Origin of the sequence: Streptomyces phaeolivaceus (assembly GCF_009184865.1) — a bacterium.
Classification (GTDB): Bacteria; Actinomycetota; Actinomycetes; order Streptomycetales; family Streptomycetaceae; genus Streptomyces; species Streptomyces phaeolivaceus.
Map to the genome: position 1 here is coordinate 5,779,674 of NZ_CP045096.1, position 16,463 is coordinate 5,796,136.

Below are 16,463 nucleotides of genomic sequence, written 5' to 3' on the forward strand. Positions count from 1 at the left end.
GCGCGCGCCCGCTCCCGCGCGCACCCGCTCCACCCCGGTTCCCGCCACCCGCACGAGGGACGCGCGGCCCGAGCGGAACGATCAGCGGTCCCCCGGGCGTTGGGACCGAGAGAACGACGGGGGTGGCTATGACAGGCGCGAGCCGGACGGACGGCGACACGGACACCGACAGCGGGCACCGCGCACGAGGCGGGCAGGTGGTCCTGGACAAGGCGGGCCTGCCCACCTGGCTGGACCCGGTGGTGCGCGCCGCCGAGACGATCGAGCCGCTGCAACTGAGCCGCTTCCTGCCGCCGGAGAACGGCTCGGGACGGCAGTCGGCGGTCCTGATCCTGTTCGGCGACGGCACGGACGGGCCCGAGCTGCTGCTCATGGAGCGCGCCGGCTCGCTCCGATCGCACGCGGGGCAGCCGTCGTTCCCCGGCGGCGCCCTCGACCCCGAGGACGGCGACCCGGGGACCGACGGCCCGCTGCGCGCCGCCCTGCGCGAGGCCGAGGAGGAGACCGGCCTCGACCCCGCCGGAGTCCAGCTCTTCAGCGTGCTGCCCAAGCTGTACATCCCGGTCAGCGGCTTCGTCGTGACCCCCGTCCTCGGCTGGTGGCGGCGGCCGACGCCGGTCCGGGTGGTGGATCCGAACGAGACGGCCCGCGTCTTCACCGTCCCCGTGGCGGATCTCACGGATCCGGCCAACAGAGCCACCGCCATTCACCCCCGGGGCTACGCAGGACCGGCATTTCTGGTCGAATCGGCCCTGGTGTGGGGCTTCACGGCCGGAGTGATCGACCGTCTGCTGCACTACGCGGGCTGGGAGCGCCCCTGGGACCGTGAGAAGCAGGTCCCGCTCGACTGGCGCTCATGACAGGGTGTCTGCCGTGCTGCGTCTTTTGGGGCTTGTTGTGTCTCCCGCCGCCGCGCGGCGGACCGGACCCCCGGGCCGGCCTGTAGTGATCGCGAAGTGACGAGGCGAGGCTTGAAGCGGTGAACGTGCTGGACATCCTGTTGCTGGTAGCCGCCGTCTGGTTCGCGATCGTGGGCTACCGACAGGGCTTCGTCGTCGGCATCCTCTCGGTGATCGGCTTCCTCGGCGGCGGACTCGTCGCGGTCTACGTCCTGCCCGTCATCTGGGACTGGATGACCGACAACTCCGAGGTCAGCACGGCCGCCGCCGTCGTCGCGGTGGTCATCGTGATCGTCTGCGCATCGGTCGGCCAGGCCCTGACCACCCACCTCGGCAACAAACTGCGCCGGTACATCACCTGGTCCCCGGCCCGTGCCCTGGACGCCACCGGCGGCGCCCTCGTCAATGTCGTCGCGATGCTCCTGGTCGCCTGGCTGATCGGTTCCGCACTCGCCGGAACGACTCTGCCGACGCTCGGCAAGGAGGTCCGCAACTCCCGGGTGCTCCAGGGCGTGGCGACGGCCCTGCCCAACCAGGCGGACACCTGGTTCGCGGACTTCTCCTCGGTCCTCACCCAGAACGGCTTCCCCCAGGTCTTCAGCCCGTTCTCGAACGAGCCGATCACCGAGGTCCAGCCCCCCGACCCGGCGCTGGCGAGCAGCCCGGTCGCCCAGCGCGCCAAGCGATCCATCGTCAAGGTCATGGGCACCGCCCAGAGTTGCGGCAAGGTCCTCGAAGGCACCGGCTTCGTCTTCGGCGAGCGCCGGGTCATGACCAACGCGCACGTGGTCGGCGGAGTCGACGAACCCACCGTCCAGATCGGCGGCGAGGGCCGCAAGTACGACGCCAAGGTCGTCCTCTACGACTGGGAGCGCGACATCGCCGTCCTGGACGTGCCGGGCCTGAAGGCACCCGTGCTGGAGTTCACCACCAAGGACGCCGCCGGCAGCGACGACGCGATCGTCGCGGGCTTCCCGGAGAACGGCGCGTACGACGTCCGCCCCGCGCGCGTGCGCGGGCGCATCACGGCCAACGGCGCCGACATCTACAAGCGCGGCACCGTCCACCGCGACGTCTACTCGCTCTACGCGACCGTCCGCCAGGGCAACTCCGGCGGCCCGCTGCTCACACCCGAGGGCAAGGTCTACGGCGTGGTCTTCGCGAAGTCCCTCGACGACCCGGACACGGGGTACGCCCTCACCGCGGACGAGGTCGAGGAGGACATCGTCAAGGGCCGTACGGCCAACCAGCAGGTGGACAGCGACAGCTGCGCGCTCTGAGGCCGGGCGGGGCCGGTGCGGTGAGGTTCTGGGGAGGCTGCCCCGGGCAGGTCAGGGGCGGGGATGGCGCAGCCGGGCCGAGACCCAGCGGGCCCGGCGGCGCAGGATGCGCGGAATGCCCAGCCGGGGATCCGTGCCCTGCAGCTGCGGGGCGCCCCGCTGATGGGAGCTCGGGCCCGCGGCCGAGCGGCGGTTGCGTGCTGCGTCACTGTAGTCGTGCGTCCAGCCCATACCCCGACGTGTGCCCCCGCCCCAAGGTCGATAACCGCCCCCACGCCCCCCAATTGGCCTATGCGCCGGGCAAGTGGCTGTTCGAGGAACAGGCGTTCACGTCCGGATAGCGGGCGACCCGGCCGGACTCACCGGTCGGCCTCGACGACCGGGCTCACCGGTCGGGCTCGGGGTCCTTCAGCCAGTTGATGAGTTCGGCCGAGAACGCCACCGGGTCCTCCTCGTGCGGGAAGTGTCCCAGACCGTCGAACAGCCGCCAACGGTACGGCGCTTCGACGTACTCCCCGGACCCGGCCGCGCTCCGGGTGCGCATCACCGGGTCGAGCGAACCGTGCAGATGGAGGGTGGGCACCCGCACCGGCCGCTTCATCCGGCGGTTGAACTGGATGCCGTCCGGGCGGGCCATCGACCGGACCATCCACCGGTACGGCTCGATCGAGCAGTGCGCCGTCGACGGGATGCACATGGCCCGCTGGTACGCCTCCACTGCCTCGTCGTCGGGCAGCTTCGGCCCCGACCAGTCCCGGACGAGCCGGCCGACCAGGGCGCCGTCGTCGGCGGTGAGTTGCCGCTCGGGGATCCAGGGCCGCTGGAATCCCCAGATGTAGGAGCCCGCCGAGGTCTGCTTGACGTCGGAGAGCATCGCCGAGCGCCAGCGCCTCGGGTGCGGCATCGAGGAGACCACGAGCCGCCGTACGAGCTTGGGGCGCATCACGGCCGCCGTCCACGCCAGATAGCCGCCCAGGTCATGGCCGACCAGCGCGGCGTCGGGCTCGCCGAGGGAGCGTACGACCCCGGTGATGTCGAGGGCGAGGTTCGCCGGGTCGTAGCCCCGGGGGGTGCGGTCGCTGCCGCCGACCCCGCGCAGGTCCATGGCCACGGCCCGGAAGCCCGCGTCGGCGAGGGCGACCAACTGGTGCCGCCAGGTCCACCAGAACTGCGGGAAGCCGTGCAGCAGCAGCACCAGCGGTCCGTCGCCGACCTCGGCGATGTGGAAGCGCGCGCCGTTGGCGGCCACGTCCCGGTGGATCAGCTCCTTGGCGCCGGGCACGTCGAGCCGTACGGGAGACGCGGGCTGATTCGAGGGGGCGGCCGGGGCGGTCACGGGGTCGGTCATGACGTCGAGCGTGCCACAGCCTCGACGGCGTCGTCGGCCGGGGCGGGCCGACGGGGGTGCGGCTTGGCGTTCTGCAGCACGCCCGCCGTCTCCTTCATGGACGCGGCGACCTTCTGCGGGCCCTGCCCCTTCTTGGCCTTCTTCGAGAAGACCACGCCGATGAGCGTCAGCACGAGGGCGACCAGGACGTTCGCCGCGAACGACAGCAGGAAGCAGATCGCCAGGTTCCAGTCGCTCCAGGTGCGGATGCCGTACGCCAGGGCGAAGCTCAGCATCGGCAGGGAGAAGATCAGCACCGCGACGGCCGCGGTGAACGCCCCGCCGCCGATCACGCCTCGCTTGACGTCCTGCCGCAGCTGGGCCTTGGCCAGCGCGATCTCGTCGTGCACCAGCGCGGACATCTCGGCCGTCGCCGAGGCGAACAACTGGCCGACACTGCGTTCGGCTCCGACCGGGCTGCCGTCGGGTGCGCTCATCGGGGTCTCCCTCATATGCGTTTGTACGGTCCTGTCTACGGTCCTGTCAGATCATGCCGGACTGTCGTCGCCGTCGCCTGCCCCGCCCGCCACTTCGGCAAGCCTGCGATGCTCGGCGGCCTTGCGTTCGTAGATCTCGGCCATGCGCAGGTGATAAGCCGGGTCGTCCTGTTCGTAGATGTCGGGGATGCCGTCGAGGTCGTCGTCGCGCTCCTCGGCGGCCCACAGGGCCTGGTACTTGGCGTTGCGCAGCTTCAACAGGACGGTAGCCAGGACCGCCGCGACGAGCGAACCGGTGAGGACGGCCGCCTTGACGCCGTCGGTGAGCACCGGGTCGCCCTCGAAGGCCAGTTCACCGATGAGCAGCGACACGGTGAAGCCGATACCGGCGAGCGAGGCGACCGCGAAGACGTCCGGCCAGACCAGGTCCTCGGAGAGCGTGGCCCGGGTGAAGCGGGCGGTCAGCCAGGTCCCGCCGAAGATTCCGATCGCCTTGCCCACGACCAGCCCGAGCACCACCCCGAGCGTCTCCGGCTCGGTGAACACCCTCCCCAGCGCACTGCCCGACACCGCGACCCCCGCGCTGAACAGGGCGAACAGCGGCACGGCGAGACCGGCCGACAGGGGGCGCACGAGGTGCTCGATGTGCTCACCGGGGGAGCGCTCCTCGCCTTCGCGCCGGGTGCAGCGCAGCATGAGCCCCATCGCGACACCGGCGACGGTGGCGTGCACCCCGCTGTTGTACATCAGCGCCCAGACGACGAGCGCGAGCGGAAGGTACACGTACCACCCGCGCACGCCCTTCCTGAGCAGGAGCCAGAAGACGGCGAGCGCGGCGAACGCGCCGCCGAGCGCGGCGAAGTCGAGATCGTCGGTGAAGAACACCGCGATGATCAGGATCGCGCACAGGTCGTCGACGACGGCGAGGGTGAGCAGAAAGGCCCGCAGCGCGTTCGGCAGGGAGGTGCCGATGACGGCGAGCACGGCCAGCGCGAAGGCGATGTCGGTCGCCGTGGGCACTGCCCAGCCGGTCAGATCGCCGCCACCGGTGAGGTTGGTGAGCGTGTAGACGAGCGCCGGTACGGCCATGCCGCACAGCGCGGCGACCACGGGCAGCGCGGCCGTCCTGCGGTCCTTGAGGTCACCGGCGACCAGTTCGCGCTTGAGTTCGATGCCGGCGACGAAGAAGAAGACCGCGAGGAGCCCGTCGGCAGCCCAGTGCGCCACGGACAGGTTCAGGCCGAGCGTTTCCGGGCCGAAGTGGAAGTCGCTGACGCTCTCGTAGCTGTCGTGCAGCGCGGGGACGTTGACCCAGACCAGTGCGGTGATCGCGGCCAGGAGCAGCAGTACACCGCCGAGGGTCTCCGTGCGCAGCGCGTCCGCCACGAAGGTCCGCTCGGGCAGCGAGAGCCGGTTGAGGACCTTGCGGGTGGGGGTGGAGCGGGACGCGGTCACGGTGGGGACCTCCGGTCGGTGGACAGCATGGATCGCTTGCCGACCAGACTTCCCGGCGCACCTTTTGTCACTTTAGCCAAGGGGCACCCGGTGTGCTCGACGCCGGGTGCCCCTTGGGGGTCGTTCGTGGTGGGTCAGTCCTCGCTGGGCGCCGCCGGCAGCTTTGCCTGGATCAGGTCCATCACCGTGGAGTCGGTGAGCGTCGTGACGTCACCGAGCTGCCGGTTCTCCGCCACGTCCCGCAGCAGTCGCCGCATGATCTTCCCGGAGCGGGTCTTCGGCAGCTCCTGCACCGGCAGGATCCGCTTCGGCTTGGCGATCGGGCCGAGGGTGGCGCCGACGTGGTTGCGGAGGTCGGCGACGAGGCCCTCGTCCTCGGCGTTCGCCGTGCCGCGCAGGATCACGAACGCCACGATCGCCTGGCCGGTGGTCTCGTCCGCAGCGCCGACCACGGCCGCCTCGGCCACGGACGGGTGCGAGACGAGCGCGGACTCCACCTCGGTGGTCGAGATGTTGTGGCCCGACACGAGCATCACGTCGTCGACCCGCCCGAGGAGCCAGATGTCCCCGTCCTCGTCCTTCTTCGCCCCGTCACCGGCGAAGTACTTGCCCTCGAACCGCGACCAGTAGGTGTCGAGGAACCGCTGGTCGTCGCCCCAGATGGTGCGCAGCATCGACGGCCACGGCTCGGTGAGGACGAGATAGCCACCGCCGCCGTGGGGCACCTCGTTGGCCTCGTCGTCGACGACCGTGGCGGAGATGCCCGGCAGCGGTGTCTGCGCCGAACCCGGCTTGGTGGAGGTCACCCCCGGCAGCGGCGAGATCATCATCGCGCCGGTCTCGGTCTGCCACCAGGTGTCCACGATCGGGGTCGCGTCGCCGCCGATGTGCTTGCGGTACCAGATCCACGCCTCGGGGTTGATCGGCTCACCGACGGACCCGAGGACACGCAGGGAGGACAGGTCGAACTTCGCGGGGATGTCGTCGCCCCACTTCATGAACGTACGGATGGCCGTGGGCGCCGTGTAGAGGATCGTCACCCCGTACTTCTGCACGATCTCCCAGAACCGCCCCTGGTGCGGGGTGTCGGGCGTGCCCTCGTACATGACCTGTGTCGCGCCGTTCGCCAGCGGCCCGTAGACGATGTACGAGTGGCCGGTGACCCAGCCGACGTCGGCCGTGCACCAGTACACGTCCGTCTCCGGCTTCAGGTCGAAGACGGAGTGGTGGGTGTACGACGTCTGTGTGAGGTAGCCGCCGGAGGTGTGCAGGATGCCCTTGGGCTTCCCCGTGGTGCCGGACGTGTACAGGATGAACAGCGGGTGCTCGGCCCCGAACGGCTGCGGGGTGTGTTCGCTGCTCTGCCGGTCGACGATCTCGTGCCACCACACGTCACGGGAGTCGTCCCACGCGACGTCCTGGCCGGTGCGGCGGACGACGAGGACATGCTCGACATTGCCCGCCTTGGCGACCGCCTCGTCCACGGCCGGCTTGAGCGCGGACGGCTTGCCGCGCCGGTAGCCGCCGTCGGAGGTGATGACCACCTTGGCGTCGGCGTCCTGGATACGGGTCGCGAGCGCGTCCGCGGAGAAGCCGCCGAACACGACGGAGTGCGCGGCGCCGATCCGGGCGCAGGCGAGCATCGCCACGGCCGTCTCCGGGATCATCGGCATATAGACCGCGACCCGGTCGCCCGCCTGGACACCCAGCTCCAGCAGGGCGTTGGCGGCCTTGCTCACCTCGTCCTTGAGTTCGGCGTAGGTGACGGTCCGATCGTCCCCGGGCTCGCCCTCGAAGTGGATGGCGACCCGGTCGCCGTTCCCGGCCTCGACATGCCGGTCCACGCAGTTGTACGCGACGTTCAGCTCGCCGTCGGCGAACCACTTGGCGAACGGCGGGTTCGACCAGTCCAGCGTCTCGGTCGGCTCCTTGGCCCAGGTCAGCCGCCGGGCCTGAGCCGCCCAGAAGCCGAGCCTGTCAGCCCTGGCCCGCTCGTACGCCTCGGCCGTGACGTTGGCGTTCTCGGCCAGGTCAGCGGGCGGCGCGAAGCGTCGCTCCTCCTTCAAGAGGTTGGCCAGGCTTTCGTTGCTCACGACATCTCCCTTGCGGTGCTTTGCCGGGGCGACTGTTGTGTCCCAGGCCACAGCTCATCAGACCGCGACCCCCGATGACAAGGGGCTTCGTCTAGATTGGTTTAGACCTGTGGACGGGTGGCCTGTGGCCAGGACGCCACCCGTTCCCACGGACCGGGAGGGAAATCGGTTCACGCGCGCGTGCCGTGCAGGACCGTCCCGGTCGGATCGGCCGGACCCGTCGTCACGCTCGTCCCGGCTGCCCTGGTCGCCCCGGAGACCCGGTCGAAGACTCCGCTTTCGGGTGTCCCTTCTGTGAGCAGATACGCCTGGGCCTCGCCCACATGGAAGTACATCCCGTGCAGTTCGAGCGCTCCCGCGCGCAGGGCCCGGGTGACGGACTCGTGGGCTCTCAGATGCTCCAGCTGCTGGATGACGTTGGTCAGGCAGAGCTGTTCGACGGCGTCGGCCGGTTCGCGGCCGGCGAGGCGTGCCCAGGGGCGGTTCTTGTCGGTCGCCCGGTCCAGACTCGGACGGCCGTGCCGCAGCCAGCGCTTGAGAGGGGTCTGCGCGCCGTGCGGATCGGCCTTGAGCAGGGCCTGCATCGCACCGCAGCCGGAGTGCCCGCAGACCGTGATGGACCGTACGTTCAGCACCTCCACCGCGTACTCGATCGCCGCCGCCACCGAGTCGTCGCCGCTCTCCTCACCGGGCCGCGGGACGAGGTTGCCGACATTGCGGACGACGAAGAGGTCGCCGGGGCCGCTCGATGTGATCATCGAGGTGACGAGCCGGGAGTCGGCGCAGGTCAGGAAGAGCTGCGAGGGCTGCTGTCCCTCGCGCGCGAGGCGGGCCAGCTCACCGCGCACCAGCGGGGCGGTGTTGCGCTGGAAGGCGCTGAGGCCGCGCGCCAGCTGATGGCCGTTCGGCCCCTCGGCGGCCTCCTCCTCGGGTGTGCCGGCGGTCGGGGTGGCCGGGGCCTCGCACTGGTGGTTGCGCCAGGGCGTCCAGGGCCGGCAGCGGCAGCCGGCCGCCGAGGCACCCGCGGGTTCGGCGATACGGGTGCCGGTGCGGCCGGTGATCTCCACGGAGCCGCCGCGCGCGTGGTGCGCGTGCTGCCAGTCCTGCAGCGACTCGTACGCCGCGTGGTCCATGAACGACCCGTCCAACTCCACGACGACGGTGGCCCCCTGGGGCACCTGGTGCAGGGCGCGGCTGAGGCGGGGCACGGCGAGGAACGTCAACTGGCCGCGTACATGGACGTGATGGACCCCTTCCCGCTCGTCGTGGGTGATACGGGTGCGGGTGAGGCGGTGCAGGGCGACGCCGACGGCCACGGCGATGCCGAGCGCGACACCCTCCAGGACGCCGAAGACGACGACACCGAGGGTGGTGACGGCGTAGACCAGCACCTCGCGGTGGCGGGTGACCGTACGGATGTGGTGCAGGGAGACCATCTGCACCCCGACGGCCATCACCAGGGCGGCGAGCGAGGCGAGGGGGATCAGCTCCAGGCAGGGGACGAGGAGCAGCGCTGCCGCCACCACCCAGACGCCGTGCAGCATCGTGGAGTGCCGGCTGGTGGCGCCGGCGCGGACATTGGCCGTGCTGCGGACGGCGACACCGGCGATGGGTAGGCCGCCGAGGACGCCGGAGACGACGTTGGCCGCGCCCTGGCCGCGCAGCTCGCGGTCGAGGTCCGAGCGCCGTACGTCGGTCCGCCCCGCCGCCAGCTTGTCCATGGCGACGGCGCCGAGGAGCGACTGCACGCTGCACACCAGGGTGGTGGTGAGGACGGCGGCGGCGAGGCCGAGCACCGGTCCGTCGGGTACCCCGGCCAGGGCGTGGCTCCGCCAGGACGGCAGGTCGACCTTGGGCAGGCTCAGGGCGGCGAGCGCGGCCGTCGCCGTGGCGCCCGCCACGGCGACCAGGGCGGCCGGGATCGTGCGCAACTGGCGGCCGAGGCGGCCGGGGAGCCGGGGCCAGGCGAGCAGCAGGACGAGGGTGAGGGCGCTCACGGAGACCGCGGCGGGGTGCAGATGGGCCAACTGGGCGGGCAGGGCGCCGATGTTGGCGCTGACCGAACTCTGCGGGGTGCCGCCGAGGACGATGTGGAGCTGGGCGACGGCGATGGTGACGCCGATGCCGGCGAGCATGCCGTGCACGATCGCGGGGCTGACGGCGAGCGCCGAGCGGGCCACGCGCAGGTGGGCCAGGCCCAGTTGGGAGAGGCCGGCGAAAACGGTGATGGCGCAGGTGGTGCGCCAGCCGTACTGGTGGATGAGGTCGGCGGTGACGACGGTGAGACCGGCCGCGGGGCCGCTGACCTGGAGGGGGGAGCCGCCCAGGCGTCCGGCGACGAGACCGCCGACGGCGGCGGCGACCAGGCCGGCCTGGAGCGGGGCGTCGGTGGCGAGGGCGATGCCCAGGGACAGGGGAAGGGCGATCAGGAAGACCGCGATGGAGGCGGACAGGTCGGCGGCCGAGACACGGAACCGGCGACGTGGTCCTTGTGGGGGGCTGTGCGGTTGGTGATCACGCTCCGTCCGGCTCGGGTCCGGGTCGGTGGCGTGGGTGGGGACACAGGCGGACATGTTCTCCCGTCTCCGTTCAGCGGCGGGATTTTCTCAACACTCAGTAAACGAATCGTAATGCAGAGTAAAGGCTGCGCAAGAACATTAGCCTCAAATGGGTTATTAGATCACCCTCAGGGGTGAATCAGGTATTTCATCGGCTTGTCGTATTAATGCTGATCGGAACTCTGTGTGACCTTGGCCGCTCTGCCTCCGAGCGAAGGAAGAAGGTGGGCGGATGATGGCCGTCACCCAGAGGATCGCCGTCGGTGTCACGCTCGCCGCGACATGTGCCGCGGCGCTCGCCGGATGCGGGATCGGTGAACCGACGGGCACCGTCGGCCCACCCGGCGCGAAGAAAGCGGAGAAGGAGGGCGTCCCCGCGCCGCCGAAGGCCGCGGTCCGGCTGATCGGCGACGGCTCCACCGCGTACACGGGCGCGCAGCCGCACCTGCCCAGGGCCGAGCGGCTGAAGCCCGGTCAGAAGCCCCCGCAGTTCGTGGTGTTCTCCTGGGACGGCGCGGGCGAGGACGGCCAGCGGCTCTTCTCGCACTTCCGCAAGGTGGCCCGGGACAACGACGCCACCATGACGTACTTCCTCAGCGGTGTGTACATGCTGCCGGAGGAGAAGCGGGACCTCTACCGCCCGCCCCAGCACTCACCGGGCCGTTCGGACATCGGCTTCAACGACGTCCGTGGAATCAAGGACACCGTGGACCAGCTGCGCGGCGCCTGGCTGGAGGGCAACGAGATCGGCACGCACTTCAACGGCCACTTCTGCGGCCCCGGCGGCGGGGTCGGCGAGTGGTCGGTCAAGGAGTGGAAGAGCGAGATCGCCCAGGCCAAGTCGTTCGTCAAGGCATGGAAGACCAACACCGGTTCGGGGCGGGCCGAGCCGCTGCCCTTCGACTACGACAAGGAGCTGATCGGCGCCCGCACCCCCTGCCTGGAAGGGCAGACGAACTTCAAGCAGGCCGCCCGTGAACTGGGTTTCCGCTATGACACCAGCGGAGTCAAGGACCAGGTCTGGCCCGAGAAGGACGACGGACTGTGGGACCTGTCGATGCAGCTGGTCCCCGTCCCGGGGCGGGACTTCGAGACGCTGACCATGGACTACAACTTCTACGTCAACCAGTCCGGCGCCCGTGCGGGGGCCGAGGGCAGACGGGAGCACTGGGGCGACCAGTTCCGTGACGGTCTGCTCGCGGGCTTCGAGCGCGCCTACGAGGGCAACCGCGCGCCCCTGATCATCGGCAACCACTTCGAGTCCTGGAACGGCGGCGTCTACATGCGCGCCGTCGAGGAGACCATCGAGGCCGTCTGCGGCAAGGCCGAGGTGCGCTGCGTCTCCTTCCGGCAACTCGCCGACTGGCTCGACGCCCAGGACCCGAAGGTCCTGGACAGGCTGCGCACGCTTGGGGTCGGCCAGTCCCCGAAGAAGGGGTGGAAGAACTTCCTGTCCGCCGGACCGGCGCCGGCCCCGAAGGGGGTTCCCGGGGCTCCGGCGGCCAAGCGTTAGCCGCCCTCACAGCGCGACCGCCCTCATGGAGCGACCGCGCTCACACGGCGGCGGCGACCTCTTCGCCGAGCACGAACTCGGGGTCGATCTGGGCGGCCAGATCGACCCCGGTCCTCTCGTTGCCCCAACTGGCCGCGTTCTTCAGGTGGAAGTGCTCCGTCTGACGGGTGTAGCGCTCCCAGTCACGCAGCTCGTACATCGCGTCGGCGGCGTCGTGAAGGGTGCGCAGGGACCGGTGGTTGCTCTCCTCCAGATGCTCGAAGCGGGGCGGGCGGCCCTTCTCCAGGGCGCGCACCCAGTCCGACTGGCCGAAGGCGACCAGCAGATCGTCCCCGACCTCGGAGTGGAGGAAGTCGAGATCCTCCGGGCCGTGCACCTTGTTGCCGACGACCTTCAGGGCGACGCCGTAGTCGGCGGCGTACTCCTTGTACTGGCGGTAGACGGAGACCCCCCTCCGGGTCGGCTCGGCGACGAGGAACGTCATGTCGAAGCGGGTGAACATGCCGGAGGCGAAGGAGTCCGAACCGGCCGTCATGTCGACCACCACGTACTCGTCGCGGCCGTCCACCAGGTGGTTCAGGAACAGCTCCACCGCTCCCGTCTTGGAGTGGTAGCAGGCGACCCCCAGGTCGGCGTCGGTGAAGGGGCCGGTGACCATCAAACGGACGGCCCCGCCGTCGAGTTCCACCGGGCGGGCGCAGGCGTCGTAGATCGCGTTGGGCTCGCGGACCCGCACCAGGCGTGAACCCTCACCGGGCGGGGTGGTCTTGATCATCGTCTCTGCGGAGGCGATCCGCGGGTTGGAACCGCGCAGATGGTTCTTGATCAGCGCCAGCCGGTCGCCCATCGCGGGCAGTTCGGCGGCCTCCGTCTCGTCGAGGCCGAGAGCGGCCCCCAGATGCTGGTTGATGTCGGCGTCGATGGCGACTACCGGCGCTCCGGAGACGGCGAGATGGCGGATGAACAGGGAGGACAGCGTGGTCTTGCCACTCCCGCCCTTCCCGACGAAAGCAATTTTCATGTTCAGTAACGGTAGTGGGGCGAGTGCCGGAGGCGGCCTCGCGGCGACGGAAGACCACTCCTTCGAGGGGGACGGGACCGGTGCGCGTAGGGTCGTACTCATGAGTACGACAGGTGCGGCCGCCGATCCGCTCGCGGCCCTGGGAGAGCTTCCGGGCGTGGCCGAGTCCGTGGAGTCCGTGCGCAAGTCCGTGGACCGGGTCTACGGCCACCGCGTCATGCGGCGCCGCAGCAACGCGGTCACCTCCGAGGCGGCCCTGCGCGGCGCGCGCGGCTCGGCGGCGCTCGCCGGTGCCGACTGGGCCCTCGAAGAGGTACGCCGTCGCAGCGACTTCAGCGGCCAGGACGGCGACGCCGAGGCCCGCGCCATGGGAGCCGCACTGCGGCTGACCGCCGAGGCGGGCCAGCTGCTGTCCATCTGGCGGCAGTCGCCCCTGCGGGTGCTGGCCCGGCTGCATCTGGTGGCGGCCGGCAGCGACGACGCGCGCGTGGGCCGTCCGCGGCAGGACGGCGAGCCCGTCGACGAGCCCCTCGTCGAGCTGCCGCTGCCCGGCGCCGCCGAGGTCGCCGGCCGGCTCGACGGCCTCTCCGAGCTGATCATCAAGGGCAGTTCGGCCCCCGCCCTGGTGACCGCCGCCGTCGTCCACGGCGAACTGCTCGCTCTGCGGCCCTTCGGCTTCCACAACGGCCTCGTCGCGCGCGCGGCCGAACGGATCGTCCTGATCGGCAGCGGACTCGACCCCAAGTCGGTCTGCCCGGCGGAGGTCGGCCACGCGGAACTCGGCCGCGCCGCCTATCTGGCCGCCCTCGACGGCTATGTCTCCGGCACCCCGGAGGGCATGGCCGCCTGGATCACCCACTGCGGCAGGGCGATCGAACTGGGCGCGCGGGAGTCGACCGCCGTGTGCGAGGCGCTGCAGCGCGGGGCGGCGTAAAGGCCTGGGAAGTCACTGAAGTCGCCGAGGCGGGCGGCGGGGAACCCCGGAAAAGGGTTGCGGCGGTACGAGAATTCGTACCGCCGCTGGCATGTCCACCCGGTTACCAAGCGTCCTCGAAATATGCCCATCAGGCCGGGAACTATGGCCCGTGACCTGGTGCGGCTGGCCCGTAATCGACGGGTCGACGTCGCGTGGGTGCCCAGTGTTCATGCTAGGTCCGTGGGGCCAAAATGAGTATTAAAGGTGATCCTCTCGGATGTCCTTTGGTCTCGCGGGCCTTGAATCCTTTCTACTCCAGGACCGGGGTAAGCGGAACCCCTGGCTGTGCTTCTTTACTTTTGGGTTCAAAGAGGGTGATTCGGCAGCCGAAGGGTCGGTCGCGGCTCAGGCGGTCGCCACCCGGCGCCGGCTCGCGTACCAGACGAGCCCCGCGGTGGCCGCCGCGGCGCCTATGGCGGCGGCCGCGAGCAGGGCGGGCCGCGGCGGTACGGCCAGGCGCTGCTTGAGGCGCACCGGGCGGTGGAAGTCGAGAATGGGCCACCCGCGCGCGAGGGCCTCCTTGCGCAGTGTCCGGTCCGGGTTCACCGCGTGCGGGTGCCCCACGGCCTCCAGCATCGGCAGGTCGGTCGCCGAGTCGCTGTACGCGTAGCAGTGCGCGAGGTCGTACTCCTCGGACTCGGCCAGTTCCCGGATCGCCTCCGCCTTGGTCGGACCGTAGGCGTAGTACTCCACCTCGCCGGTGAAGCAGCCGTCGTCGCCGACGACCATCCGGGTCGCCACCACCCGGTCCGCGCCGAGGAGTTCACCGATCGGCTCGACCACCTCGGCGCCGGACGTGGAGACGATGACGACGTCCCGGCCGGCGATGTGGTGCTCCTCGATGAGGGAGGCGGCCTCGTCGTAGATGATCGGGTCGATCAGATCGTGCAGGGTCTCGGCGACGATGTCCTTCACCTGCTGGACGTTCCAGCCCCGGCACAGCGCGGACAGATACTTCCGCATCCGCTCCATCTGATCGTGGTCGGCGCCGCCCGCGAGGAACACGAACTGGGTGTACGCCGTCCGCAGCGCGGCCCTGCGGTTGATCAGGCCGCCTTGGTAGAACGACTTGCTGAACGTGAGCGTGCTCGACTTCGCAATGACCGTCTTGTCCAGGTCAAAGAAGGCGGCTGTGCGGGGCAAGGAGTGGTTTTCCACGAGGCCGAGCATATGCGCCCGCCATTCGGGCTAGTGTGGGGCGCGTGGGTTTGCCTGAGAGGCCTCTCGGGTACACCATGGAAGTCACGGATCGTTCGCGACCGTGCTAACGCGGCCCGGCTCCTCCCCCCCGAGTCGGCCGTGGAGACGACCCCCACTCTCCCCCCCGGTGGGGGTCGTCGCATGTCCGGGTGCGTTTTCCCCTCTTCCTCCAGCCCGCGAGGCGCCTTCCAGCCCTCGTGGGCTTTCTTCTGCTCCCGCACAGGATTCGTCACCGTGCGTATCCGTCGGGATGCGCTGGGGAAGCTGTGCGGGAGTCGCCTGTTCGGGTGATGGCGATATTCACAAGCGCCGCGTTGTCCACAGTTTTCGACCAAGATCCACACGATTTCCGGGTTCGTCGCACCGTGATTCCAGCGCGTCCCGACGGCGGCGAGTTCATGGCCGGTTCCGTTTCCCGGATGCGCGGGGCCGGATTCGGCCGGCCGCCCGTATGGCGGCCGATCGCCGGTCCTCACACAGGACTTGGACACGGGCGCCCGGAACACCGGGCGCCGCGTGGCCGCGAGCGAAGGGGGCTGGGAATCGTGGCGGGAGCCATCACCCATGACCGTCCGTCCGCCGCCGAGGGGCGGCAGGGCAGGCCGTTGATCGTCACCGAGGACGTGGAGCTGCTGGACGACCTGCTGCGCCTGTGCGCTGCGGCGGGCGCCCGGCCGGAGGTCCACCACGGAGTGCCGCAGGGCCGGGGCCGGTGGGAGGCGGCGCCGCTCGTGCTCGTCGGGGACGACGCGGCACGGCGGCTGCGCGGGGCCGCGCGCAGACGAGGAGTGGTCCTCGTCGGCAAAAACCAGGACGACTCCGGGGTCTGGCAGCGGGCCGTCGAGATCGGCGCCGACCACGTCCTGATGCTGCCGGACGGCGAACAGTGGCTCGTCGACCGCATCGCCGACGTGGCGGAGGGCGTCGGCAGGCCCGCGCTCACCGTCGGCGTGATCGGTGGCCGGGGCGGCGCCGGCGCCTCCACACTGGCCTGCGCGCTCGCCGTCACCTCCGCGCGGCAGGGCACCCGCACCCTCCTCGTGGACGCCGATCCGCTGGGCGGCGGCCTGGACGTCCTCCTCGGCGGTGAGAGCGCCGACGGTCTGCGCTGGCCGGCCTTCGCCGCCTCGCGGGGCCGGGTCGGCGGCGGCGCCCTGGAGGAGTCGCTGCCCGAGCTGCACTCCCTGCGCGTCCTCAGCTGGGACCGCGGCGACGCCGTCGCCGTCCCGCCCCAGGCCGTACGGGCGGTCCTCGCCGCGGGCCGGCGGCGAGGCGGGGCAGTTGTCGTCGACCTGCCACGCCGCATCGACGAAGGCGTCGCCGAGGCCCTCGCCCAGCTCGACCTCGGACTCCTGGTCGTCCCCGCCGAGCTGCGCGCGGTCGCCGCCGCCTCTCGTGTCGCCTCCGCCTTCGGCATGGTCCTGCGCGACCTCCGCGTCGCGGTCCGCGGGCCGTACGCCCCCGGCCTGGACGACCAGGAGGTGGCCCGACTGCTGGGGCTGCCCCTGGCGGGCGAAGTGCCCACCGAGGCCGCGCCACCGGACGGCGGGAAACCACCGGGAGGCGTCCCACGCGGACCGCTCGCACGGTTCTGCGAGGGCTTCTGGGAGCGGGTGGCGGTCAGGGGTGAGGCGACGTGAACCG

The 16,463-nt window shown here is 70.8% G+C and carries 13 protein-coding genes; 5 read left to right on the forward strand and 8 right to left on the reverse strand.

What is annotated here, in order from left to right; genetic code table 11:
- Positions 1-128: 128 nt before the first annotated feature.
- Positions 129-860, forward strand: a complete 732-nt coding sequence (locus F9278_RS27170) for an NUDIX hydrolase (RefSeq protein WP_152170644.1) — start codon at positions 129-131, stop codon at positions 858-860.
- A gap of 119 nt (positions 861-979) precedes the next feature.
- A complete protein-coding gene (locus F9278_RS27175) occupies positions 980-2,179 on the forward strand; it encodes a MarP family serine protease (protein WP_152170645.1) in 1,200 nt (399 codons plus the stop codon).
- Positions 2,180-2,230: 51 nt separating this feature from the next.
- On the opposite strand, the gene F9278_RS47430 is transcribed toward F9278_RS27175, so the two are convergent.
- The 6 genes from F9278_RS47430 to F9278_RS27205 form a co-directional block, all read right to left on the reverse strand.
- The gene (locus tag F9278_RS47430; RefSeq protein ID WP_152170646.1) at positions 2,231-2,410 is read right to left on the reverse strand and encodes a hypothetical protein; all 180 of its coding nucleotides are present in this window, start codon (positions 2,408-2,410) and stop codon (positions 2,231-2,233) included.
- 154 nt (positions 2,411-2,564) lie between these two features.
- Positions 2,565-3,527: an alpha/beta fold hydrolase gene (locus F9278_RS27185; RefSeq protein ID WP_152170647.1), complete on the reverse strand. Its 963-nt coding sequence runs from the start codon at positions 3,525-3,527 to the stop codon at positions 2,565-2,567.
- Positions 3,524-4,003, reverse strand: coding sequence for a phage holin family protein (locus F9278_RS27190; protein ID WP_152170648.1), 480 nt, complete (start codon positions 4,001-4,003; stop codon positions 3,524-3,526). Before F9278_RS27190 ends, F9278_RS27185 begins: the two co-directional genes overlap by 4 nt.
- Before the next feature lie 51 nt (positions 4,004-4,054).
- Positions 4,055-5,458 (reverse strand): Na+/H+ antiporter NhaA, encoded by a 1,404-nt coding sequence (nhaA, locus tag F9278_RS27195; protein WP_152170649.1) that lies wholly within the window; start codon positions 5,456-5,458, stop codon positions 4,055-4,057.
- Positions 5,459-5,592: 134 nt separating this feature from the next.
- The gene (acs, locus tag F9278_RS27200; RefSeq protein WP_152170650.1) at positions 5,593-7,551 is read right to left on the reverse strand and encodes an acetate--CoA ligase; all 1,959 of its coding nucleotides are present in this window, start codon (positions 7,549-7,551) and stop codon (positions 5,593-5,595) included.
- 170 nt (positions 7,552-7,721) lie between these two features.
- Positions 7,722-10,124, reverse strand: coding sequence for a SulP family inorganic anion transporter (locus F9278_RS27205; RefSeq protein ID WP_152170651.1), 2,403 nt, complete (start codon positions 10,122-10,124; stop codon positions 7,722-7,724).
- 220 nt (positions 10,125-10,344) lie between these two features.
- Between F9278_RS27205 and F9278_RS27210 the strand changes: the two genes are divergently transcribed.
- A complete protein-coding gene (locus tag F9278_RS27210; RefSeq protein ID WP_152174161.1) occupies positions 10,345-11,622 on the forward strand; it encodes a polysaccharide deacetylase family protein in 1,278 nt (425 codons plus the stop codon).
- Between the two features lie 40 nt (positions 11,623-11,662).
- Here F9278_RS27210 and F9278_RS27215 read toward each other — a convergent pair whose 3' ends face one another.
- Positions 11,663-12,643, reverse strand: a complete 981-nt coding sequence (locus F9278_RS27215; protein WP_152170652.1) for an ATP-binding protein — start codon at positions 12,641-12,643, stop codon at positions 11,663-11,665.
- A 100-nt stretch (positions 12,644-12,743) separates the two neighbouring features.
- Here F9278_RS27215 and F9278_RS27220 point away from each other — a divergent pair, with 100 nt between their 5' ends.
- Entirely contained in the window at positions 12,744-13,577 is an 834-nt protein-coding gene (locus tag F9278_RS27220; RefSeq protein ID WP_152170653.1) for a Fic family protein, read from the forward strand.
- 387 nt (positions 13,578-13,964) lie between these two features.
- Here F9278_RS27220 and F9278_RS27225 read toward each other — a convergent pair whose 3' ends face one another.
- A complete protein-coding gene (locus F9278_RS27225) occupies positions 13,965-14,789 on the reverse strand; it encodes an HAD family hydrolase (RefSeq protein WP_152170654.1) in 825 nt (274 codons plus the stop codon).
- Between the two features lie 575 nt (positions 14,790-15,364).
- Here F9278_RS27225 and ssd point away from each other — a divergent pair.
- Positions 15,365-16,459 carry a septum site-determining protein Ssd gene (gene ssd, locus F9278_RS27230; RefSeq protein WP_152170655.1) on the forward strand — a complete coding sequence of 365 codons (1,095 nt, stop codon included), beginning with the start codon at positions 15,365-15,367 and terminating at the stop codon, positions 16,457-16,459.
- Positions 16,460-16,463 lie beyond the last annotated feature (4 nt).

Excerpts from the sequence above, each read along its gene's own strand:
- F9278_RS27205 (WP_152170651.1), bottom strand. The coding sequence starts at position 10,124 with ATGTCCGCCTGTGTCCCCACCCACGCCACCGACCCGGACCCGAGCCGG.
- F9278_RS27225 (WP_152170654.1), bottom strand. The coding sequence starts at position 14,789 with ATGCTCGGCCTCGTGGAAAACCACTCCTTGCCCCGCACAGCCGCCTTC.
- F9278_RS27170 (WP_152170644.1), top strand. The coding sequence starts at position 129 with ATGACAGGCGCGAGCCGGACGGACGGCGACACGGACACCGACAGCGGG.
- F9278_RS27210 (WP_152174161.1), top strand. The coding sequence starts at position 10,345 with ATGGCCGTCACCCAGAGGATCGCCGTCGGTGTCACGCTCGCCGCGACA.
- F9278_RS27215 (WP_152170652.1), bottom strand. The coding sequence starts at position 12,643 with ATGAAAATTGCTTTCGTCGGGAAGGGCGGGAGTGGCAAGACCACGCTG.
- F9278_RS47430 (WP_152170646.1), bottom strand. The coding sequence starts at position 2,410 with ATGGGCTGGACGCACGACTACAGTGACGCAGCACGCAACCGCCGCTCG.
- F9278_RS27190 (WP_152170648.1), bottom strand. The coding sequence starts at position 4,003 with ATGAGCGCACCCGACGGCAGCCCGGTCGGAGCCGAACGCAGTGTCGGC.
- F9278_RS27220 (WP_152170653.1), top strand. The coding sequence starts at position 12,744 with ATGAGTACGACAGGTGCGGCCGCCGATCCGCTCGCGGCCCTGGGAGAG.
- F9278_RS27185 (WP_152170647.1), bottom strand. The coding sequence starts at position 3,527 with ATGACCGACCCCGTGACCGCCCCGGCCGCCCCCTCGAATCAGCCCGCG.